A 22152-nucleotide genomic window follows, 5' to 3' on the forward strand; every position below is an offset into this window, starting at 1 on the left:
ATCCCTATATAGCAAGAATGTTTTGTTTTTTGCTCAATTATTTATCTGTGGCATTGATCTACACTTCGAGCCAGTGTTCTAACCTGATAAGAGAGACGACATGATCAAGTCCCGTGCCGCTGTAGCATTTGCCCCTAATGAGCCACTGAAAATCGTTGAAGTCGACGTAGCTCCGCCGAAAGCGGGTGAAGTGCTGGTGCGTATCGTTGCCACCGGCGTTTGCCATACGGATGCCTATACCCTGTCCGGTGCTGACTCGGAGGGTGTGTTCCCGTCTATTTTGGGTCACGAGGGTGGCGGCATCGTTGAGGCTGTTGGCGAGGGTGTTACCTCGGTTAAAGTCGGCGATCACGTTATTCCGCTGTATACCGCTGAGTGCCGTGAGTGCAAGTTCTGTAAGTCCGGTAAGACCAACCTGTGCAGCTCTGTGCGAGCGACCCAGGGTAAGGGGCTGATGCCTGACGGAACCAGCCGTTTCAGCTACAACGGTCAGCCGATTTATCACTACATGGGCTGCTCGACGTTCTCCGAGTACACCGTTCTGCCTGAGGTGTCTCTGGCTGTGATTCCTAAAGAAGCACCGCTGGAGAAGGTCTGTCTGCTCGGTTGTGGTGTGACTACTGGGATCGGCGCAGTACTGAACACGGCCAAAGTCGAAGAGGGCGCCACGGTTGCCATTTTCGGTCTGGGCGGAATCGGCTTGGCGGCGATCATCGGCGCCAAGATGGCCAAAGCCTCGCGCATCATCGCCATCGATATCAATCCAGCTAAATTCGAGGTCGCCCGTGAGTTGGGGGCAACTGATTTCGTCAACCCTAAGGATTTCGCCAAGCCGATTCAGGAAGTCATTGTTGAGATGACCGACGGTGGTGTGGATTACAGCTTTGAATGTGTGGGTAACGTGCAGCTGATGCGGGCTGCCCTTGAGTGTGCGCACAAGGGTTGGGGTGAGTCAGTCATTATTGGTGTTGCTGAGGCTGGGGCCGAGATCAGCACGCGTCCGTTCCAGCTGGTGACTGGTCGTGTATGGCGTGGTTCAGCATTTGGTGGCGTAAAGGGGCGCACCGAACTTCCAAGCTATGTGGAAAAGGCGCAGAAAGGTGAAATCCCGCTGGATACCTTTATTACCCACACTATGGGGCTGGACGACATCAACAAGGCCTTCGACCTGATGCACGAAGGCAAGAGCATCCGCACCGTTATCCACTACTGATCAGTCCGGATAGTGGTCGCCTTGGCGGCCACTATCCGTGATGCTGAGGGGCTGTTATGACACTTGAAAACATGTCCTGCCAGAAGAGCGCAGGTGGCTGGCACAAGCGCTACCGTCATCGCTCATCTGTGCTGGGGTGCGACATGGTCTTTGCGGTGTATTTGCCACCACAGGCCGAGCAGGGCGAAAAACTACCCGTGCTGTACTGGTTGAGTGGTTTGACCTGCACGGACGAAAACTTCATGCAGAAGGCGGGTGCGCACAAACTTGCAGCTGAGCTGGGGTTGATCATCGTAGCGCCTGACACCAGTCCGCGTGGTGATGACGTGCCTGACGATCCTGAAAAAGCTTGGGACTTCGGTTTGGGGGCGGGCTTTTATGTGAATGCGACCCAGGAGCCTTGGGCGCGCCACTACCGCATGTATGACTATGTGGTGCAGGAGTTACCCGCGCTGATTGAGGCTAATTTTCCGGTATCGGACAAACGAGGCATCAGTGGCCACTCAATGGGCGGTCATGGGGCTTTGATCTGTGCGCTGCGTAATCCGGGACGTTATCTGTCAGTTTCGGCCTTCGCACCGATTAGTAACCCGATCAACTGTCCGTGGGGTGAAAAGGCGTTCACTAATTACTTGGGTGAAGACCGCTCACGCTGGCGTGAATGGGATGCTTGTGCACTGATTGCAGAGGCCAGAGAGAAACTTCCGCTTCTGGTTGATCAGGGCGACAGGGATGACTTCCTAGACGGTCAGCTTAAGCCCGATGCACTAAAGGCTGCGGCGCAGGCCGCTGGTCACCCACTGACTCTGCGGATGCAGCCAGGCTATGACCACAGCTATTACTTTATTGCCAGCTTTATTGATGACCACTTGCGCCATCATGCCAGTGCTCTGAAGGCTTAAACCGACAAGTAATACGCACGGTTTCGCCAGTAAGGCGGTGTGAGCATGTAGAATTACGCCCTGACTTTTTCAGGGCGTAGTTTTTTATGCGTATTGGCCACGGTTACGACGTTCATCGCTTCACCGAGGGAAGTTTTATTACCCTGGGTGGCGTACAGATTCCCCACAAGTTTGGTCTGCTTGCGCATTCAGATGGCGATGTGCTTTTGCATGCGCTCTCAGATGCGTTGCTCGGAGCCGCTGCATTAGGTGATATCGGCAAGCATTTCCCGGATACGGATGCCGCTTATAAAGGCGCCGATAGCCGTGTCTTGCTGCGTCACGTCGTATCGCTGTTGATTGACCGCGGCTGGCAGGTGGGTAATGTCGATGCCACTATCATCGCTCAGGCGCCGAAGATGGCGCCGCATATCGAGAGCATGCGCCAACTGATTGCTGAAGACCTGCAGGTTGAACTTGATCAGGTCAACGTCAAGGCGACTACCACGGAAAAGCTGGGCTTCACTGGCCGTGAAGAAGGTATTGCAGTCCATGCAGTCGCGTTGTTGGTGAAGCGATGAATGAACTTCAACTGCTCGGCCCCCGCGCATTTCAGGGACCATGCGGTACTGCGGTACTCAAGGCTGTTGCTGAAGACTTTCAGGTCGATGAGGTATTGGATATTCCGCTGGCGGGCGAGGGTGAGCATCTTTGGCTGTGGGTGGAAAAGCGCGAGCTGAACACCGAGGATGCTGCTAAACGTATCGCCAAGGCTGCTGGTGTTCCATTGCGCTTAATTAGCTATGCCGGTCTTAAAGACCGCCAAGCCCTGACCAGGCAGTGGTTCAGCCTGCACTTACCAGGTAAGTCCGATCCTGATCTAAGTGCCGCAGAAAATGGCTGCCTGCGCATCCTCAAACAACAGCGCCACACTCGAAAATTGCAGCGTGGTGCTCATTCTGCCAATGGTTTTACCCTTCGCCTTACTCAGTTGGTCGCAGATCGTGAAGCGCTAGAACAACGCCTTCGTCAAATTGCGGTACAGGGCGTGCCGAACTATTTCGGGTTGCAGCGATTCGGTTTCGAGGGTGGCAATATTGCCCATGCCCGGCATTTTGCTGACGAAAAGAAACTACCGGAAAAGCGTAACGTGCGCTCCAGGCTGCTTTCTGCTGTGCGCAGTTACCTGTTTAACAAGATCTTAGCTGAGCGAGTACAAGAAGGGACTTGGAATAGGGCTCTGCCGGGAGACCTTCTGGCGTTTACCGATAGCCGCAGTTTCTTTTTGGCAGATGAGCCTCAATGCTCTGATCCTCGCCTTGAACAGCTGGACCTCCATCCCACTGGGCCGCTTTGGGGAGCAGGGATTTCCGGAGCAGGCGGTATTGAGCAGGCACTTGAACAGGTATTGGCACAGCAGGAGCCCAATCTTGTTGCGTGGCTGGCTGACGCAGGTATGACACACGAACGTCGTATCCTGCGCCTCCCCATTAGCGGTCTCTCGTGGCATTATCCCGAGTCTGACATTCTGCAACTGGAATTCGTCCTGCCGGCTGGATGCTTCGCCACTGTCGTAGTGCGCGAGCTTGTTGATCTTTTGCCTGCAGGGCAGACGGAAAACACATGCGTATTCTGATTTCTAATGATGATGGTGTGGCTGCTCCAGGTCTGGCTGCGTTGTATGACGCGCTGGCTGATTATGCGAGCTGCACTGTCATTGCTCCTGATCAGGACAGAAGCGGTGTAAGCAGCGCATTGACGCTGGACCGCCCCCTGCATCCGACCACTTTGCCTAATGGTTTTATCAGTATTAACGGCACCCCGACGGATTGTGTGCACTTGGGACTAAACGGATTATTGCCTGAGGTTGCTGACCTGGTTGTGTCCGGTATTAACCTAGGGGCCAATCTTGGAGATGATGTGCTCTATTCAGGTACGGTCGGGGCCGCCCTGGAGGGTCGATTCCTGTCGAGGCCGGCTTTTGCTTTTTCACTGCTTTCGCGTCAGCCGGATAATTTGCCGACTGCTGCTTATGTAGCGCGTAAATTGATAGAGGCTCAGGAAAAACTCGATCTGCCTCCGCGTACCGTGCTTAACGTCAATATCCCTAATTTGCCACTCGATCATATTCGCGGCATAAGGCTAACCCGCCTTGGGCATCGTGCGCGCGCAGCCGCACCGGTGAAAGTGGTCAATCCACGTGGTATAGAGGGCTACTGGATTTCAGTAGCAGGCGACGCCGAGGATGGCGGACAAGGAACGGATTTTCACGCAGTCATGCAAGGCTATGTCTCTATTACCCCCTTACAACTGGATCGTACCTTTCAGGAAGGCTTTGGCCCCATGCAGGAATGGGTGGAGGACTTACTGTGATTGGACGTGAGCGTGAAGAGCTGACCCACCATGGGATCGGTATGACCTCCCAGCGTACCCGTGAGCGTCTGATTCAGCGCCTGTATGAAGAAGGCCTGAGTAACGCTCACGTACTTGAAACGATTCGCCGCACACCGCGTCATCTATTTGTAGATGAGGCTCTGGCGCATCGTGCATATGAAGACACGGCGCTGCCCATTGGCTGCAACCAGACCATCTCACAGCCTTATATGGTGGCTCGCATGAGTGAGCTATTGCTTGCCGCCGGTCCATTGGACAAAGTGCTGGAGATTGGAACTGGTTCTGGTTACCAGACCGCAATCTTGTCTCAGTTGGTTGAGCGGGTCTTCACCGTCGAGCGTATCCAGACTTTGCAGGATAAGGCCAAGGAGCGTTTGGCGCAGCTCAACCTGCGCAATGTGGTGTTCCGCTGGGGGGACGGTTGGGAAGGTTGGAATGCATTGGGGCCTTACAACGGCATCATTGTCACGGCGGCAGCTTCCAACGTACCACAAGCCTTGCTTGATCAACTGGCTCCAGGTGGTCGTCTTGTTATTCCGGTCGGGGCAGGCGATGTGCAGGAGCTTGTGTTGATTGTCAGAGAGGAGAGCGGATTCACTCGCCAGGTGCTGGATGCAGTCCGCTTTGTACCGTTGATTAACGGTCAACTCGCTTAAAACACATTATTTGGGACGTGTTGTGAAAGATTCGTTACTGCTGTACCTCAAGGGACTGGCTATGGGGGCGGTTGATGTCGTGCCCGGATTTTCTGGTGGTACTGTCGCCTTAATCACAGGGATCTACGATAAGTTACTGGCTTCTTTCTCTGCATCACCAAGAGCCATTGGCTTGTTTTTACGCGGTCGTATTACCGAGGCTTGGCGCGCTTGTGATGCCACATTCCTGCTTATTGTTCTACTGGGCGTGCTGACCAGTGTGTTTACGCTGGCACGGCTGATCAGTTATCTGATGCTGGAGCAGCCGGTTTTACTGTGGTCGTTCTTTTTTGGCCTCGTTTTGGTGTCTGTGTATCTGGTTGGGCGCGAAGTTGTACTGTGGAATGTGGGGCGCTTGATCGGCTTTGTAGCAGGTATGGCACTGGCCATCTGGATTACCCTGGCTGCACCTTTGCAACTGGAAGCGACACCGCTGATTTTGTTTATAGCCGGAGCTATTGCGATCAGTGCCATGATTCTTCCAGGGATTTCAGGCAGCTTTATTCTCGTATTGATGGGGCTATACCCTGTCGTATTGGGAGCTTTAAAGAATCTAGACTTCTTTGTTCTGGCTACCTTTAGCGCCGGTTGTGTGCTTGGGCTGATGACGTTCTCGCGGCTATTGAGCTGGTTGCTGCACCATGTCCGGGATATGACCTTAGCCACTCTTGCCGGCCTGATACTCGGTTCATTGGGCAAAGTGTGGCCTTGGAAACAAACGCTTACCTGGCAAACCAACAGTCATGGCGAGTCTTATCCCTTGTTGCAGGAAAACCTTCTGCCACATCAGTTCAATAATTTAGTTGGTCAGGAGCCTCATGTACTGGCTGCTATAGCTCTTGCTGTTGCGGCGGTAGTTCTAGTATTGGGGGTAGAGTGGTTGGGCAAGCGTACAAGTCGAGAATCTGCATCCTCAGGCTCTGTTGTCTAGCACGATTGCACTAAGCTCTAGGCTCTGTACGAAAGTGGTTGTGCTTCTTGTACGGAGGCCAATAAGAAAGGGGAGAAATGGGTGGGTATCACAGTGATCAAACGGTCAATTAGTTCCAGCACTGTTCGCTGCCTGTTGAGTGGCTTTGTTCTGAGTTCTCTGATTAGCGGCTGTAGTAGTTCATCCTCCAGTCAGGTTTATGTTGAAGATCGAAGTGGCGGTGGGAGTCACTCCACTGCCCAGCGACGTCAACCAGTAACCGCTGGACAATACCGTGTTCAGCGCGGTGATACCTTGTACTCCATTGCTTTCCGTTATGGCTGGGACTGGAAGGCTCTTGCCGTTCGTAACAAAATTTATGCGCCGTATACGATTAAAGTGGGGCAGATCATTCGTTTTGATGGACAGCCTGGCACATCCACTGTAGTTGCAAATGCACCGACGCCCCGCACGACTACAGCGAGCGCTTCAGCAAGCACGTCATCTGTCAATCGCTCTAGTACGCCTGTTTCAGGTGCTTCAGTTCAAGCTAGTCCTGGGGCCACGCGTCAAACCTCAGCCCCGGTGACAGCTTTACCTGCTTCACAAAAGTCAGCTTCTGGATGGATTTGGCCTACAAATGGTCAGGTTATTAGCCGATTTTCCTCAAACGGTAGTTTGAATAAAGGTATTGATATCAGTGGTGAATTGGGACAGCCTGTCTTAGCTGCGTCTGATGGATCTGTCGTATATGCGGGAAGTGGACTGCGCGGATACGGCGAGTTAGTGATTATCAAACACAGTGACACCTACGTTAGTGCATACGGGCACAACCGTAGGTTATTGGTGCAGGAGGGCCAAAGGGTCAAAGCTGGGCAAACGATTGCCGAAATGGGTTCGACGGGGACTGACCGTGTCAAACTTCACTTTGAGGTTCGCCGCCAGGGCAAACCCGTAGACCCTTTGCAATACCTGCCTCGACGTTGATCTGAAGCCTTTTTGTCCCAATCGCGTGCCAATGGATAGGCTCTGCTACAACCTTAGATTAGGTTGATTCAGGGCCTGCTGTCGAACTCAGCAAGGGATAAGAATAATGGCTCTCAATCAAAAAGAAGTGCCAGAGTTTGATGTCGAAGACGACGTACTCCTTATGGAGAACACTGTCGGCCAAGACGATGAAATTTTGGAAAAGCCCTTTCGCCAAGGCAACACCTCCTCACCTGCCAATAAACAGCACAAGTTTATTGACTACACCCGCGCACTCGACGCAACTCAGTTATATCTGAACGAAATCGGATTTTCTCCTCTGCTTACGCCTGAGGAAGAGGTTCATTTCGCACGTCTGGCCCAAAAGGGGGATTCTGCGGGCCGTAAGCGCATGATCGAAAGCAATCTGCGTCTTGTGGTCAAAATTGCCCGCCGCTATGTCAACCGCGGCTTATCCTTACTCGACTTGATTGAAGAGGGTAACTTAGGACTGATACGGGCTGTCGAGAAGTTTGACCCTGAGCGTGGTTTCCGTTTTTCCACTTATGCAACATGGTGGATACGTCAGACCATAGAGCGGGCGATCATGAATCAGACCCGTACCATCAGATTGCCCATTCATGTTGTAAAAGAGCTCAATATTTATCTGCGTGCAGCGCGTGAGTTGACACAGAAGCTTGACCATGAGCCATCTGCCGAAGAAATCGCCAAACTGCTGGAAAAGCCAGTCTGTGAGGTGAAGCGCATGCTAGGCCTTAACGAGCGGGTAACATCGGTTGATGTATCTCTTGGTCAGGATTCGGACAAAACGCTGCTGGACACATTGACTGATGATCGTCCAACCGATCCTTGTGACCTACTCCAAGACGATGATCTTTCGCAGAGTATTGATCAGTGGCTATCTGACCTGACAGAAAAGCAGCGTGAGGTTGTTATCCGCCGCTTTGGTCTGCGCGGCCATGAGAGCGCGACGCTGGAGGAAGTTGGCCAGGAGATTGGTCTGACTCGAGAACGAGTGAGACAGATTCAGGTCGAAGCACTTAAGCGCCTTCGGGAAATTCTAGAGAAGAATGGTTTGTCGGGTGACTGTCTGTTCCAGTGACAGTCCGAGTGACTAAAAAGCCCGGCTATATGCCGGGCTTTTTAGTACATGTTTGTGTAAGCCATATCTTACATTTGTGTGAGTTAAAGTCGTTTTTGCAGATGAGAAAAATCGAATAAATTAATTATCCTATTGATTTATAAGTATAAAATTTTGACTGATCGGATCGGTTTGTCTACTTGCTGGTATTTTTAGGTGCTTGAATCAGCTCTGTAAAACGTTAGTATCTGAACCGTGCTCAGGGATAAGCACAACTGCCAGGATGGCGGTAGGACGTTGTAAGGATGCAACTCATCAGGATGATGAAAGGAAAAAGGGAATAGGGACAAAAGAGCGGGCGGGTAATACCGCCCCTTTTTTTGCCTGTAATAAATAAAAAAACCCGCACATGGCGGGTTTTTTGCGTATTGAGGGCTGAGATTAGCGCTCGAGATACTGCAGCTTATCTTTTACGCCGTCCCACTCTTCTGCGTCAGGCAGAGAGTCTTTCTTCTCGGTGATGTTCGGCCAAACTTCTGCCAATTCAGCGTTCAGCTCGATGTACTCTTGCTGATCTTCCGGTACTTCATCTTCAGAAAAGATAGCTTGTGCAGGGCACTCAGGCTCGCACAGTGCGCAATCGATGCACTCGTCCGGGTGAATTACCAGGAAGTTCGGGCCTTCGTAAAAGCAGTCAACCGGGCAGACTTCAACGCAGTCGGTGTATTTGCATTTGACGCAGTTGTCGGTAACGACGAAGGTCATTCTGATTCTCTCCTCGGGCACTAGCCCTTCCGTCTGAGCGGATTTGCGGGCTAGGTATGGGCCACGGCTCAGGCTGTTAAGTCGGGCTATCGTAAAAATGCGCGCGATTCTATCAGCTTGTTAGCAAGATGTTTAGAACCGAGTTTTCCAAGCGTATAAAAGTTCTAGCGCATTGCGCGGTGTTAGGTCATCAGGATTAATCTTTTGCAGTTCCTCGACCAGTGGATGTGGAAGGCTGGCAAACAGATCGCTCTGCATAGGAGCTGATGCCTGTTCGTTTCGTGTAGGCGGTACATCATGGGGCAGACTGGTGGTTTCCAGCCGGGCCAGATGCTCTTTAGCTCGCTGGATTACCTCACTCGGCACGCCTGCCAGCTGTGCGACAGCCAAGCCATAGCTTTGGCTGGCTGGGCCCGGCAGAACGTGATGGAGAAACACGATGCGCTCGTTGTGCTCTGTGGCGTTGAGGTGCACGTTGGCCACGATAGGTTGGCTCTCGGGGAGTACGGTCAGTTCAAAGTAATGTGTTGCAAACAATGTGTACGCGCGTAACTTAGCCAGTTGCTCAGCTGCGGCCCAAGCGAGTGACAGGCCGTCGAAGGTGCTGGTGCCTCGTCCGACCTCATCCATCAATACCAAGCTGTACTCAGTCGCATTGTGCAAGATGTTGGCTGTTTCGCTCATTTCCACCATGAAGGTCGAACGCCCACCGGCTAAGTCATCACTTGAGCCGATCCGGGTGAATATACGGTCGACCAATGACAACTCGCAGCTCTTAGCAGGAACAAAGCTGCCGATATGGGCAAGTAGCACGATCAGTGCGGTCTGACGCATGTAAGTGGATTTACCGCCCATGTTTGGACCGGTAATGATCAGCATGCGGGTGTTGTCATCCAGATTAAGGTCGTTAGCCACAAAAGGTGTGGTCAGTACTTGTTCAACTACGGGGTGGCGACCCTGATCAATGCGCATGCAGGGTTCATCAACAAAGCGCGGACAATTCAGGTCAAGATTCAGGGCTCGTTCGCTAAGATTGCTCAGTACGTCCAGCTCTGCCAGTGCCGCTGCACTGTCCTGTAAGGGGCCGAGGTGGGTGATGAGCTGTTCCAGCAGTTCATCGTAGAGCATCTTTTCACGAGCAAGCGCGCGGCTCTTGGCAGACAGCGCTTTGTCTTCAAACTCTTTCAACTCGGGCGTGATAAAACGTTCGGCACCCTTCAGGGTTTGCCGACGGATATAGTCGGCCGGTGCTGATTCAGCTTGCTTGCTTGGTAGCTCGATAAAGTAGCCATGCACGCGGTTGTAGCCGACCTTGAGGTTGGCCAAGCCTGTGCGGGCTTTTTCCCGTGCTTCCAGATCCATCAGGTACTGACCAGCGTTTTCGCTGAGAGCTTGTAGCTCATCCAGCTCGGCGTCGTAGCCAGTCTTGAGTACGCCGCCGTCACGGATCACGGCAGGTGGGTTATCAATAATTGCCCGTGCGAGCAGGTCTGCCAGCTCAGGGTAGGTGCTGATGGTCTCGGACAGGCCATTCAGATGCGGCGCCTCGAGGTTGGCCATGGCCATTTGCAGTTCAGGCAGTGCAGCCAGAGCATCGCGAAGGCGAGCCAGGTCTCGTGGGCGAGCATTTCGCAGGCCAATCCGCGCAAGAATGCGCTCCAAGTCACCGATTTCTTTCAATTGCGGCTGGAGCGTCTCAAAGCGATAGCGTTCAAGCAGGCAGGCAATAGACTGCTGGCGCGCTTCTAGGACAGTGCGATCACGCAGCGGACGATTCAACCAGCGGCTTAGCAATCGGCTGCCCATGGCGGTCTGGCAGCGGTCCACAACGGATTGCAGGGTGTTGTCACGGCCGCCAGCCAGGTTGATGTCCAGCTCTAGGTTGCGTCGGCTGGCACCGTCAAGGATGACGGTGTCGTCCAGCCGTTCATGTCGTAGGCTGCGCAGATGCGGTAGAGCAGTGCGCTGTGTTTCTTTGGCATAACTCAGCAGGCAACCGGCAGCACCAATAGCAAGAGTCAGGTTCTCACAGCCAAACCCTTTAAGGTCTTGGGTGCCGAATTGTTGGCACAGACTTTTGTGTGCAGTATCTCGTTCAAAATCCCAAGGCGCACGGCGGCGTGAGCCACGGCGTTTTTCTGCGGGCAGTCCCTGTGGCCAATCATCAGGAATCAGCAGCTCAACTGGGTTGAGGCGTTCCAGTTCGGCCATCAGGTTTTCCCAGCCTTTGATTTCCATCACGCTGAAGCGGCCGCTGGTGATATCGAGGACTGCGAGGCCGAACAAGCGCTCATCACCCAGAACGGCAGCTAATAGGTTGTCGCGACGCTCATCCAGCAGGGCCTCATCGCTTACGGTGCCAGGGGTGATGATGCGTACGACCTGACGCTCGACGGGCCCCTTACTGGTGGCCGGGTCGCCGATCTGTTCGCAGATCACTACTGACTCACCTAGCTTTACTAGCTTGGCCAGGTATCCCTCGGCGGCATGGAAAGGGATGCCGCACATTGGGATGGACTGTCCAGCAGATTGGCCACGGGCAGTCAGGGTAATGTCCAGTAACTTCGCAGCCTTCTTGGCGTCCTCATAAAAAATCTCGTAAAAGTCGCCCATGCGATAGAACATCAACTGATCTGGATGCTGATTCTTCAGTTTCCAATATTGCTGCATCATGGGCGTGTGAGAACTGAGGTCGCTTTGGCTCATCGTGTTAGCTGTCCGGCTATATCGCAAAAGCGCCTAGTGTACGGTATCCACCCCACAGGCTTAACCCCGGAGTGCAGATGAAAATCAATGAAAATGAGTTGACTGAACTGGCGTCTGAGTTGGGTGAAAGGTTGTATGCCAGAGGCGAGCAGGTCACCACGGCTGAGTCTTGTACTGGGGGGGGAATCGCTGAGGCCATTACTCGTATTGCGGGCAGTTCTGCTTGGTTCGAGGCAGGCTATGTTACTTATTCCAATGCGCAGAAGACCCGCCAATTACAGGTGCCACAGTCATTCTTTGCTGAAGTTGGGGCGGTGAGTCAGGAGGTTGTTGAAGCCATGGTTAGAGGAGCCCAAGCCAATAGTGGTGCTCGCTATGCGGTGGCTGTCAGTGGTGTCGCCGGCCCGGGCGGAGGGTCGGCAGAAAAGCCCGTGGGAACCGTCTGGATCGCTTGGGGAGACGCTGAGCGTCTGTTTAGTAAGCGTTTTCAGTTTGACGGGGATCGCGAGGCGGTGCGCCGACAGACGGTAAAAGCGGCACTGGCGGGGCTTTTGGGCTTGCTTGCAGAAGAAAATCCGATTGTGGGGTAGGCGAGTTGCTTGCCCTGTGGAATAATACTGTCTACTTATACAGTTGTTGGTGGCCGCTTAAAGGCCCTTCCTGATGCGAGAGGACTTAAATGGACGAGAATAAGAAGCGCGCTTTGGCGGCTGCCCTGGGCCAGATCGAAAAGCAATTCGGTAAAGGCGCAGTTATGCGCATGGGCGACCATGAGCGCCAGGCTATTCCTGCCATCTCTACCGGTTCCTTAGGGCTGGACATCGCGCTGGGCATTGGCGGTTTGCCAAAGGGTCGTATTGTTGAAATCTACGGCCCGGAGTCTTCCGGTAAAACCACACTGACTCTGTCTGTTATTGCTGAAGCGCAAAAGCAAGGCGCCACCTGTGCATTCGTTGATGCTGAGCACGCACTTGATCCGGACTATGCCGGTAAGCTCGGTGTGAATGTTGATGACTTGCTTGTTTCTCAGCCGGACACCGGTGAGCAGGCACTGGAAATCACCGATATGCTGGTCCGCTCCAATGCCGTTGACGTCATCATCGTCGACTCCGTTGCCGCTTTGGTGCCGAAGGCTGAAATCGAAGGTGAAATGGGTGATATGCACGTTGGCTTGCAGGCACGTTTGATGTCGCAGGCGCTGCGTAAGATCACCGGTAACATCAAGAACGCCAACTGCTTGGTGATCTTCATCAACCAGATTCGTATGAAGATCGGTGTTATGTTCGGTAGCCCCGAAACCACCACGGGTGGTAACGCCCTGAAGTTCTACTCGTCTGTACGACTGGACATCCGCCGCACCGGCGCGGTTAAAGAGGGTGATGAGGTTGTAGGTAGCGAAACCCGCGTCAAGATCGTTAAAAACAAGGTGTCGCCACCATTCCGCCAAGCTGAATTCCAGATTCTGTACGGCAAAGGTATCTACCGTAATGGCGAGATCATCGACCTGGGTGTACAGCTTGGTCTGCTGGAAAAATCCGGTGCTTGGTACAGCTATCAGGGTAATAAGATCGGTCAGGGTAAGGCCAATGCGGCTAAGTACCTTGAGGACAATCCACAGGTTGCCGCAGAGGTTGAAGGCAAGATTCGTGAGCAGTTGCTGGCGAACTCGGCTCCAGCCAAGGCAGCAACTACCGCGGATGAATCGGCTGACGCCGATTATTGATCAACATGACCTCTGTTGCTTTGGATACGCCTGTTGCTGTGCGGCGGGCGGCCATGGATTTGCTGGCGCGCCGTGAGCATGGCCGTGTGGAGCTGACACGCAAATTACGTGGTCGCGGAGCAACAGAGGAATTGATTGAGGCAGCTCTTGATCGCCTCACCGAAGAGGGGCTGCTATCAGAGTCTCGCTACCTCGAGGCATTTGTTGCCCAGCGTGCGCGTGCGGGGTATGGCCCGGCCCGGATTCGAGAAGAACTGGGGCAGCGCGGTTTGAACCGGGCTGATATTCAGCAAGCGCTGGAGGACTCAGGTATTGACTGGCGCCAGCAGCTTGAAGAGGTGTGGCGCCGTAAGTTCTCAGCCAGGCTACCGGCAGATCCCCGAGAGCGTGCCAAACAGGGGCGCTTTTTGGCTTATCGGGGCTTTGGGATGGACATGATTAGTCGCCTATTGCGTGGCGCGTCAGACGATTAACGCCTGGCAGCTGGCCGCAATAACAGATGTGCATCATGTGTGTTGCGGTGCGAGCCAGCCTTCCAGTCTTCCATACGGTTTTGAGTCAGTTCACTTAGTCAGTCGACCAGTTGTTGGGCTCATTTAGCACGTCGATCAGCTCTCGCAAGCGTCCGTAGTTACGACCGTTGAAGTTGAATGCCAATCGCGTCAACTCGCAGAACTCAGGTTCATCTTGTTCTGAGTCACATTGTCCTTGAAGCTGGAAGTTGCCGCCGTCGCACAGGTCCGTGAACTCACTGTTGATGAGCTGCATGGCCCGTTCATTCAGGTCGTGATTGAGGCGTATGACAAAGGTTTCGTTCAGCCAGCGGCTTGAGTGGAAGTTGCTGTAGAAACGCCTGATTTCCATGACGGCATCATCAACGCTGTGAACTAAGCGCATCAGTTTCATATCGCTGGGCACGATATAGCCGTTGTCCCGCAGCTGCTCCTCAAGATAGGTCAGAGTACTGGGCCAAAATCTGCCCTCAGGAAGGTCAAAGAGGACCACGGGGACAATAGGACTTTTGCCCGTTTGGATCAGGGTCAGGACTTCAAGGGCTTCGTCCAGTGTGCCGAACCCGCCTGGGAAGAGAACCAGTGCATCCGCCTCTTTGACAAAAAACAGCTTACGCAGAAAGAAAAAGTGGAAGGACAGCAGGTTTGGAGTTCCGCTGACCGTTGGGTTAGCAGCTTGTTCGTAAGGCAGTGTGATATTCAGGCCAATGCTGTGCTCTAGACCTGCGCCCTCGTGGGCTGCTGCCATGATGCCGCCTCCGGCACCCGTGATGACCATTAAGTCCATGCTGGCCAGTGCACTGCCGAGTGAGCGCGCTTGAGCGTACAGCGGGTTGTCCTTGGGTGTGCGAGCAGAGCCGAAAACAGTAATTTTCCTGCGTCGCTTGAAATGCTCAAGTCTATCGAAGGCGTGCTCCATTTCATGCAGCGTCTGCTCCATGATTTTGGCATCCCAGCGGCTGCGGTCTGACTGAGCCATTCGCGTCACACTGGCCAGCATGCTTCGGTAGAGCTCAAGGTTTGGGCTGCCGGGTGGGGTGGCCAGTTTGCTTAGCTCATCAACATGCTGACTCAGATCGGGGTTATTGACCTGGACATGCCGGGACAAATAAACGTCCGATTCGTAAGGCATGGGGTTTTCTCCTTGAACGCCTTTACCCTGCTTATTAGCAGGGCAAAGGTTCGTGAACTAACGATGGATCAAAGGGCGATTTGCTCGCCTGGCTCAGGGATGATTGCATCCCAATCCAGTTGGTCACGGATGGCCAATTGCAGTGCCCGGCTTTTTTCCAACTCACCATGGATCAGGTAGAGCTCGGGTTTATTCTCGAAATGGCTGACCCAGTCGATCAGTTGCGATTGTCCGGCGTGGGCTGAGAAGCCACCTAGGGTGTGAATCTTGGCTCTTACCGCGATGCGTTGGTGGAATAGTTTGACCGACTCGGTTCCTTCCACCAAGGCGCGCCCAAGGGTTCCACTGGCCTGGAAACCAGGCATGATGATATGGGTGTTCTCACGCCAAAGATTGTGTTTGAAATGATGAAGAATACGCCCGCCGGTACACATCCCGCTGCCCGCGATGATGATGGCCCCACTGTTGATCCGGTTGACTGCCATGGAGTCATCGGTGTCCAGTGTACAGCGCAGAATAGGCAGCCAGTCTTGAATATCTTTGCAGGACTCGACAGCTGGGTCGCCTGCAGTGCCTAACTCATCCAGATAGCGTGAGTAGATAGCATTGGCCCGAATGGCCATGGGGCTGTCGAGGAAAACGGCCTGTTGCGGCAGGCGACCTTCACGATAGAAACGACCCAGGTAATAGATCAGGTCCTGCGTGCGCCCCACAGCAAAGGCAGGGATCAGTACGTTGCCGCCATCACGATGGGCTTGTTGCAGGATGTCTGCCAGCTCTTCGAGTGTTTCTTCAGTGTTGCGGTGATCACGGTCGCCATAGGTGGACTCCAGAAGTACCACATCAGCTTGTTTGAGCGTGCTGGGGGCCTTCATCAAGGGCGAGGTGGTGCAACCCAAATCGCCGGAAAACACTAGGCGACGGCTTTGGAGTTTTTCTCGTACCACTATTTCAACGATGGCCGAGCCCAAAATATGGCCGGCTTCGTGGAAGGTCACTGTAATGCCAGGGGCAACTTCATAAGGTTCGCTGTAAGGCAAGGCATGGCAAAGTTTGATGGTTTTTTCCGCATCTTCCACGGTGTAAAGCGGTTTGAGTGGTGGTCTGGCACGGCGTGCACGCCATTTGTTTTCCCACTCTGTGTCTTTTTCTTGAAGGTGCGCAGAGTCGTGCAGCATCAACTCCATCAGCTCGCAACTGGGAGGCGTGGCATAGATGGGACCGCGGTAGCCGGCGGCAGTCAGCTTGGGGAGTAGACCAGTGTGGTCGATGTGGGCATGTGAAATAACAACGGCATCCAGGCTGCTGACATCGAAGGTGAAGGCTGAACGGTTATGTTCCTGTTCTTCCTTGCGGCCTTGCATCATTCCACAGTCCAGCAAAACCTTAGCGCCTTCATGGCTCTCCAGCAGGTAGCAAGAGCCTGTAACTTGTTGAATTGCACCCAGAAATTTAAGCAGGGCCATCGTACTTCCTTTGGCGAACATGTAGTGGTCAAGGCTGACTGAATGCTTGACGGCTTGTCTTGATATGGGTCAGCGACTGTATATTGCGGCTGACTTTAGACTGACGTACAACATTTGTGGAGTAATTGTATGACCCAGTTGTTCCCCGGCCCAGATGAGTTGGCCTTACATGCGTCACAGCAGCCAGTATTTGCCGACTGGCAGCGTGGCTACGGGCCAATACGTCACAGCATGCAGACTGTGGCTGCGGTTTACCGAATGGCTCATCAAGTGGTACAGGCTGGCTTGCAGCCAGATGTGGGCAGCGTATACCGACAGCTGCACGCATTGGACCGGTTGGCGTCGGCGGGGCTGTGGATGGTTGTACATATGACCTATGCACAGCGTGTCCGATTGGACGGCACGCCGTTGCAGGCCGAGGATTTTAAGGTAACACCAGAGGGCCATACCGGTGGTGCACTGAACATGGTTCCAGCGTACGCGGGGTATCTGGCGCTGAATCAGCTGACCGGTGAAACCCGTGGTTGGCTAATGGGGCAAGGGCATTGCGTCGCGGCTATTGAGGCTTTGAACTTACTCACAGGTAACCAGCATCCTGAGCAAGCTAAGTGCTATCCCCGCAGTGAGGCGGGTATGAGTCGGATGGCAGCTGACTTCTACAGTTACGCGCAGAACGCCTCGGGGCAGGTCGATGCGCCCCTTGGCAGCCATGTTAACCCTCACACCGCAGGTGGTATAGCTGAGGGCGGTTATCTGGGCTTTGCCGAGCTGCAATACGCCCACTTGCCATTGCCGGGTGAAAAACTGGTGGCGTTTCTGTCTGATGGTGCTGCCGAGGAGCAGCGCGGCAGTGACTGGATACCACGTTGGTGGCGGGCAGAAGACTGCGGTGTGGCTTTGCCGGTGATGATCGCCAACGGTCGTCGTATTGAACAGCGTACTGAGCTGGGTACCCCTGCGGGCTTGGCGGGTTTTCGCGAGCATCTCCAACACTGTGGCTTTGATCCCATGAGTTTCGACGGGCGCGACCCAGCGGCATTTGTCTGTGCGTTGTGGGAGATGGAGCAGCGCCTGGGGCATCGTGTAGACGAATATAAAAACGGGCTGCTGAATTACCCCCTGCCGATTCCTTATGGCATTGCTGAAACCACCAAGGGCTTTGGCTTTTACGGTGACGGCAGCAATGCGGCGCATAACCTGCCGCTGCCGGGCAATCCCCATCTCGACGACACAGCCAGGGCACTGTTCAACCAGCATGCTGCTCAGTTGTGGGTAAGCCCAAATGAGCTAGAGCAGGCGTGTGACTGTTTCGCTGATCGAGGCAATCGCCCGCTTGAGCGTGATAACCCGCTGGCGTTACGACGCCCCACAGCTCCCGTTATTCCGGAGCTGCATTTCCGGTCAGAGACATGCTCGCCGATGTCAGCGCTGGACCGTTTCTTTGTTGATCTGGTTCAAGCTAACCCGCAGCTGAGACCCCGTGTCGGCAACCCGGACGAGTTGGCCAGCAATCGCTTAGGCAGCGTGCTCAAGGCTCTTAAACATCGGGTTAACACCCCGGAAAGTGAGCTAGAGGCTATCGATGGAGCGGTTATCACGGCGCTAAATGAGGAGGCGGTGGTGTCTGCTTGTTTGGCCAACCAAGGTGGCCTGAATCTGGTGGCCAGCTATGAGGCCTTCTGCGTGAAGATGCTCGGCGCTGTTCGCCAGCGCATCATCTTTGCCAGGCAGCAGAAGGAGGTCGGGCGCCCGGCGGGTTGGCTCGGTTGGCCGTTGGTGGCTACATCCCATACATGGGAAAACGGTAAGAACCAGCAGTCCCATCAGGACACAACCTTTTGTGAGGCTCTGCTGGGTGAGATGAGTGATATGGTCAGGGTGTTGTTCCCTGCTGATCACAACTCGGTGTTGGCGTCGCTGCCGGAAATTTACGGGGCACGCGGCCAACTGGCCTGCATGGTGATCGCCAAGCGAGAGCGGCCTTGTGTCTTTGATGCGGAACAAGCACAGCAACTGGTCCGTGATGGTGCTCTGGTGCTGGCTGAGCGAGGTGGTGATGACCCGGTGCTGTTGATTGCGTGCGGTAGTTATCAGCTAGGTGAAATGCAGCGAGCCGCTGTTCGTCTGACTGAAGCGGATTGTGCCTGGCGACTGGTTTACTTGCAGGAGCCGGGTCGTTTCCGTAGCCCGCGTGATCAGTGGGAGGAGGAAGTGGTAGCCAACGCGGATCTGGTCGCCCGTCTATTCCCTGAGGCGTATGCGCGGCGAGTGCTGCTGAGCCATATGCGGCCGGAAGTGGCGCGTGGGCACCTGTGGCCATTGCTCGGTCAGGAGAGTCGTGTTTTGGGCTATCTGAATCGGGGCGGCACATTGGATGAGGCCGGCATGTTGTTTGCCAACCGGTCGAGCTGGGCTCATGTGCTTGTAGCCTGTGCTGAGCTATTGAACAGACCGCTGAGGGATTTTCTCAGTGAGGCTGAGCGTGCAGCAGTTGAAGGGAGAGGGGAGCCACGTTGCCTGCGCTAAGCACAGGCAAGCGACTAAACAGTAAGGTGCGGTTTGTGATTACAGGCCGCAATCTGCTTTGCTGAATCGCTCGGTGGTAACCGGGCGATTGGTGCGGTATTCACTGAACTCGTAACGCAAGCCGGCACCACGGGCGAGCAGTTGGCGGTAGCCTGGGTTCTGACAAACACTGTTAGCCAGTTGCGCACGAACGGTGTCCGGATTGCCGCGCATTTTCGCAGCATGTTCGCTGCGTACGCTGAGATGGTTCACCAGCTCACTGCCCTCGACGGTATAGCCTTGGTCGAGAATATCTTCGTTGATAGCTCTGGGTGTGCCGACGCTGCTCTCGCGCGCTACTTTCTCCAGCGTTTTGCTGAGTTCGTAATCTTTAAGGGTCACGGCCTGAGCAAACATCGGTAGGGTCAGGGCAACAGCCAGACAGGTTAAACGCAGCATTGGGTTCTCCAGATTTTAATCGCGCTCTTTAAGACCGGATGCTCGGTAAAGAGGTTCAGTCAATTCTAGCCTAACTGAGCAGGCCGATTGACGACAGTGCCGGACTTCGTTGCGTTCGCTCCGTTCTGCACGCTGTGCAAACTGTATACGCGGTTAAGTCTGGATACCTGGTTGAACAACTCGTGTCCGCCTTTGCTAGACTCCGCGCTCGCTGAGTCTGGAGTTACCATGCCTGCTATTTTTTATCATCGGGTGATGTTCCGATGAGCCACGCCGTCGCCCGTTTACGTGCCGAGCGCATCGCCCGTAGTGAAAAACCTTTTTTGGCCAGGGGCTGTCGGGCGATACGTTGCCCTGACTGCCGTCTGGCGGTGACTCATTGCTTGTGTGCTTGGAGGCCGAACGTTGAATCGCGTTCAGGGATGGCGCTGGTCATGCATGACGTTGAAGCCCTCAAACCCAGCAACACCGGTTGGCTGATTGCTGATGTGGTAGCGGATACCAGCGCGTTCGGCTGGTCGAGGGTTGAAGTGGACCCGCGCTTACTTGAGTTGTTAGATGATCCGCAGTGGCAGCCTTATCTCGTCTTCCCTGGTGAGTATGCAGCGCCAGAACGGGTGGTCAGTGAAGTTAGAGCAGACACAGGCAAGCGCCCGCTGTTTGTTTTGCTCGATGCAACCTGGAGCGAAGCACGCAAGATGTTTCGCAAGAGCCCTTATCTGGATCGTTTACCGGTATTGAGCTTGCAGCCCGAGCAGTTGTCCCGCTATCGCTTGCGTCGCTCAAAGCGGGACGACCACCTGTGTACAGCTGAAGTAGCCGCACTGTGCTTAGAGCTGGCGGGCGATGAGCGTGCCGCAGATGCGTTGAATGCCTATCTTGATGTGTTCAGCCAGCATTATCTGGCGGCTAAAGCGCCACGTGCAGTCGATCTCGGCGATCCTCTGCACGAGCGCTTGAAAGCGTTTCTGTGAGGCTTAGGCCGTCTTTTTCGGCCATAGCTGAGCCAGCAGCATGCCGGTGAACATCAGCGCACAGCCAAAGTAACCGCGCAGCTCCAATGACTCGCTGAGGAAGATTGCCCCAGCGATCGCGGCGAAAACGGCTTCAAGTGACAGGATGATCGCAGCGTGGGAGGCAATAGCATCTTTCTGCGCTACGACTTGTAGCGTAAAGCCCACCGCAACACCGAAAATGCCGCCGTAGAGAATGGCCGGGCCTGCAGCGATGATGGCATCCAGTTTTATCTCTTCCAGAGCGATTGCGAGGATCAAGCTGATCACCGCGCAGGTGACAAACTGGATCAAGGCCAGACGTAACGGATCATGGCGGCTGGCAAATGCGCCAACCAGAAGCACATGAACGCCCCAGACGAAGGCGCCAGCCAGTTGTAACCAGTCGCCTGAGGCCACATGGAAGCCGTCACCGACGCTCAGTAGGAACATGCCGACGACCGCAAGTGAAGCGCCCAGCCAGATACCGATGCCGGTCTTGTGCCCGATGAACAGGCCCAGAATCGGTACCACAATGACGTACAAACCGGTGATGAAGCCCGAATTAGTAACGCTGGTAAACAGCAGACCGACCTGTTGCAGGTTGATCCCAAGTGACAGCGCTAAGCCCATCAGGATGCCGCCAGTGAGCAGTGGGCGTGACAGTGGTGCGGCAGGGACGGGATTACGTTTTTGCAGCAGGTGGAGAACGGGGATCAGAATAATTGCCGCCAAGCCAAAACGCAGGCCGGTATACAGAAATGGACCGATTGAATCCATGCCTAAGCGTTGAGCAATGAAAGCCGAGCCCCAGATCATGGCAGTGAGCAGCATCAACAGGTCGGCGCGTAAAGCTTGGGTTCGCATTTTTGAGTCTCGGGGCAAAAGCGCGAACTTTGCCGTAAACCAACGCGCTTGACCACCCCGTCACTGCTCGGCATGCTGCACGCCACAGATTATTTATAAAAATCTCGCAAGGATGCCGTTTTTATCGAGAGGCGACACTGCATAATTACGTGCCTGTCTGCCGAACCAAGTCGGTACTTACAACAAGAACGGGAATAATTATGGCTGCCTTTGAAATCCTGATTGCCGACGACCACCCACTGTTTCGCAGTGCCCTGCAGCAAGCTTTGACCCTCGGGCTGGGACCAGATGTACGCCTGGTTGAGGCTGCCAGCATTGCTGAGCTGGAAGGGTGCTTGGCCGGCAAAACAGATTGGGACTTGGTGTTGCTGGATCTGAACATGCCTGGTGCATATGGTTTTTCAGGCCTAGTACTGCTGCGTGGGCAATACCCGCACATCCCCGTGGTGATGATCTCTGCTCAGGAAGAGTCATCAGTTGTTGCGCGTTCCCGTGAGTTCGGCGCCAGTGGCTTCATTCCAAAGTCCAGCTCACTTGAGGTTATTCAGGAGGCCGTTCGCCAAGTACTGGATGGTGATGTTTGGTGGCCAACCCAAAGCGAAGAGGCCATCGCCCTGAGTGAGGAGGCGAAGGCAGCCAGTGCCGGTTTGGCTAGCCTGACGCCTCAACAGTTCCGCGTCTTGACCATGGTCTGTGATGGTTTGCTAAACAAGCAGATTGCTTACGAGTTGAATGTCTCTGAAGCTACCGTCAAAGCACACGTAACAGCCATTTTCCGTAAGCTGGGGGTCAGAACCAGAACCCAAGCTGCACTTCTGCTTCAACAGTTGGAATCAGTTATCAAGGACTGAGTGATTTTCTCAA

General features: G+C 54.3%; 21 protein-coding genes. 15 read left to right on the forward strand and 6 right to left on the reverse strand.

The genetic code is table 11. The features are described from left to right. Nucleotides 1-100 precede the first annotated feature (100 nt). The 9 genes from WG219_07095 to rpoS all read left to right on the forward strand — a co-directional run bounded on the left by WG219_07095 (nucleotide 101) and on the right by rpoS (nucleotide 8182). Nucleotides 101-1213: an S-(hydroxymethyl)glutathione dehydrogenase/class III alcohol dehydrogenase gene (locus tag WG219_07095; protein WXL27210.1), complete on the forward strand. Its 1113-nt coding sequence runs from the start codon at nucleotides 101-103 to the stop codon at nucleotides 1211-1213. Between the two features lie 56 nt (nucleotides 1214-1269). Further along, nucleotides 1270-2115 (forward strand): S-formylglutathione hydrolase, encoded by an 846-nt coding sequence (gene fghA, locus WG219_07100; GenBank protein ID WXL27211.1) that lies wholly within the window; start codon nucleotides 1270-1272, stop codon nucleotides 2113-2115. Between the two features lie 86 nt (nucleotides 2116-2201). Beyond that, a complete protein-coding gene (ispF, locus tag WG219_07105; GenBank protein ID WXL27212.1) occupies nucleotides 2202-2675 on the forward strand; it encodes a 2-C-methyl-D-erythritol 2,4-cyclodiphosphate synthase in 474 nt (157 codons plus the stop codon). Beyond that, nucleotides 2672-3730 carry a tRNA pseudouridine(13) synthase TruD gene (gene truD / locus WG219_07110; GenBank protein WXL27213.1) on the forward strand — a complete coding sequence of 353 codons (1059 nt, stop codon included), beginning with the start codon at nucleotides 2672-2674 and terminating at the stop codon, nucleotides 3728-3730. Before ispF ends, truD begins: the two co-directional genes overlap by 4 nt. Further along, nucleotides 3718-4467: a 5'/3'-nucleotidase SurE gene (gene surE / locus WG219_07115; protein ID WXL27214.1), complete on the forward strand. Its 750-nt coding sequence runs from the start codon at nucleotides 3718-3720 to the stop codon at nucleotides 4465-4467. The genes truD and surE overlap by 13 nt, the downstream gene beginning before the upstream one ends. A 41-nt stretch (nucleotides 4468-4508) precedes the next feature. Next, complete coding sequence (locus WG219_07120; GenBank protein ID WXL27963.1) at nucleotides 4509-5144, forward strand: protein-L-isoaspartate(D-aspartate) O-methyltransferase; 636 nt, start codon at nucleotides 4509-4511, stop codon at nucleotides 5142-5144. A gap of 22 nt (nucleotides 5145-5166) precedes the next feature. Beyond that, a complete protein-coding gene (locus tag WG219_07125; GenBank protein WXL27215.1) occupies nucleotides 5167-6114 on the forward strand; it encodes a DUF368 domain-containing protein in 948 nt (315 codons plus the stop codon). 81 nt (nucleotides 6115-6195) lie between these two features. Further along, the gene (locus tag WG219_07130; protein WXL27216.1) at nucleotides 6196-7080 is read left to right on the forward strand and encodes a peptidoglycan DD-metalloendopeptidase family protein; all 885 of its coding nucleotides are present in this window, start codon (nucleotides 6196-6198) and stop codon (nucleotides 7078-7080) included. A gap of 106 nt (nucleotides 7081-7186) precedes the next feature. Next, the gene (gene rpoS / locus WG219_07135) at nucleotides 7187-8182 is read left to right on the forward strand and encodes an RNA polymerase sigma factor RpoS (GenBank protein WXL27217.1); all 996 of its coding nucleotides are present in this window, start codon (nucleotides 7187-7189) and stop codon (nucleotides 8180-8182) included. Nucleotides 8183-8602: 420 nt separating this feature from the next. Here rpoS and fdxA read toward each other — a convergent pair whose 3' ends face one another. Continuing rightward, nucleotides 8603-8926 (reverse strand): ferredoxin FdxA, encoded by a 324-nt coding sequence (gene fdxA / locus WG219_07140; protein WXL27218.1) that lies wholly within the window; start codon nucleotides 8924-8926, stop codon nucleotides 8603-8605. A gap of 132 nt (nucleotides 8927-9058) precedes the next feature. Further along, nucleotides 9059-11632, reverse strand: coding sequence for a DNA mismatch repair protein MutS (gene mutS, locus WG219_07145; protein WXL27219.1), 2574 nt, complete (start codon nucleotides 11630-11632; stop codon nucleotides 9059-9061). 77 nt (nucleotides 11633-11709) lie between these two features. Between mutS and WG219_07150 the strand changes: the two genes are divergently transcribed. From WG219_07150 to recX, 3 genes are all read left to right on the forward strand, one after another. Beyond that, entirely contained in the window at nucleotides 11710-12222 is a 513-nt protein-coding gene (locus tag WG219_07150) for a CinA family protein (GenBank protein ID WXL27220.1), read from the forward strand. An 89-nt stretch (nucleotides 12223-12311) separates the two neighbouring features. Then, nucleotides 12312-13355, forward strand: a complete 1044-nt coding sequence (recA, locus tag WG219_07155) for a recombinase RecA (GenBank protein WXL27221.1) — start codon at nucleotides 12312-12314, stop codon at nucleotides 13353-13355. A 5-nt stretch (nucleotides 13356-13360) separates the two neighbouring features. Further along, on the forward strand, nucleotides 13361-13828 hold the full coding sequence (gene recX, locus WG219_07160; protein WXL27222.1) for a recombination regulator RecX: 468 nt from the start codon (nucleotides 13361-13363) through the stop codon (nucleotides 13826-13828). A 94-nt stretch (nucleotides 13829-13922) separates the two neighbouring features. Here recX and WG219_07165 read toward each other — a convergent pair whose 3' ends face one another. Together WG219_07165 and WG219_07170 are read right to left on the reverse strand one after the other, a co-directional pair. Next, entirely contained in the window at nucleotides 13923-14999 is a 1077-nt protein-coding gene (locus WG219_07165; protein ID WXL27223.1) for an LOG family protein, read from the reverse strand. A gap of 68 nt (nucleotides 15000-15067) precedes the next feature. Next, nucleotides 15068-16465, reverse strand: coding sequence for an MBL fold metallo-hydrolase (locus WG219_07170; protein ID WXL27224.1), 1398 nt, complete (start codon nucleotides 16463-16465; stop codon nucleotides 15068-15070). A 129-nt stretch (nucleotides 16466-16594) separates the two neighbouring features. Between WG219_07170 and WG219_07175 the strand changes: the two genes are divergently transcribed. Continuing rightward, nucleotides 16595-18991 (forward strand): xylulose 5-phosphate 3-epimerase, encoded by a 2397-nt coding sequence (locus WG219_07175; protein ID WXL27225.1) that lies wholly within the window; start codon nucleotides 16595-16597, stop codon nucleotides 18989-18991. A gap of 39 nt (nucleotides 18992-19030) precedes the next feature. Here the strand turns inward: WG219_07175 and WG219_07180 are convergent, their stop codons facing one another. Then, nucleotides 19031-19429 (reverse strand): quorum-sensing-regulated virulence factor family protein, encoded by a 399-nt coding sequence (locus tag WG219_07180; protein ID WXL27226.1) that lies wholly within the window; start codon nucleotides 19427-19429, stop codon nucleotides 19031-19033. Between the two features lie 263 nt (nucleotides 19430-19692). Here WG219_07180 and WG219_07185 point away from each other — a divergent pair, with 263 nt between their 5' ends. Beyond that, complete coding sequence (locus WG219_07185) at nucleotides 19693-20403, forward strand: tRNA-uridine aminocarboxypropyltransferase (protein ID WXL27227.1); 711 nt, start codon at nucleotides 19693-19695, stop codon at nucleotides 20401-20403. A gap of 3 nt (nucleotides 20404-20406) precedes the next feature. Here WG219_07185 and WG219_07190 read toward each other — a convergent pair whose 3' ends face one another. Continuing rightward, nucleotides 20407-21288, reverse strand: a complete 882-nt coding sequence (locus WG219_07190; GenBank protein ID WXL27228.1) for a DMT family transporter — start codon at nucleotides 21286-21288, stop codon at nucleotides 20407-20409. A gap of 200 nt (nucleotides 21289-21488) precedes the next feature. Here WG219_07190 and erdR point away from each other — a divergent pair, with 200 nt between their 5' ends. Then, complete coding sequence (gene erdR, locus WG219_07195; GenBank protein ID WXL27229.1) at nucleotides 21489-22139, forward strand: response regulator transcription factor ErdR; 651 nt, start codon at nucleotides 21489-21491, stop codon at nucleotides 22137-22139. The last annotated feature ends 13 nt before the right edge of the window (nucleotides 22140-22152 follow it).

The sequence above is a fragment of the Pseudomonas mendocina genome, from assembly GCA_037482215.1.
In the GTDB taxonomy this organism is placed as follows: domain Bacteria; phylum Pseudomonadota; class Gammaproteobacteria; order Pseudomonadales; family Pseudomonadaceae; genus Aquipseudomonas; species Aquipseudomonas mendocina_E.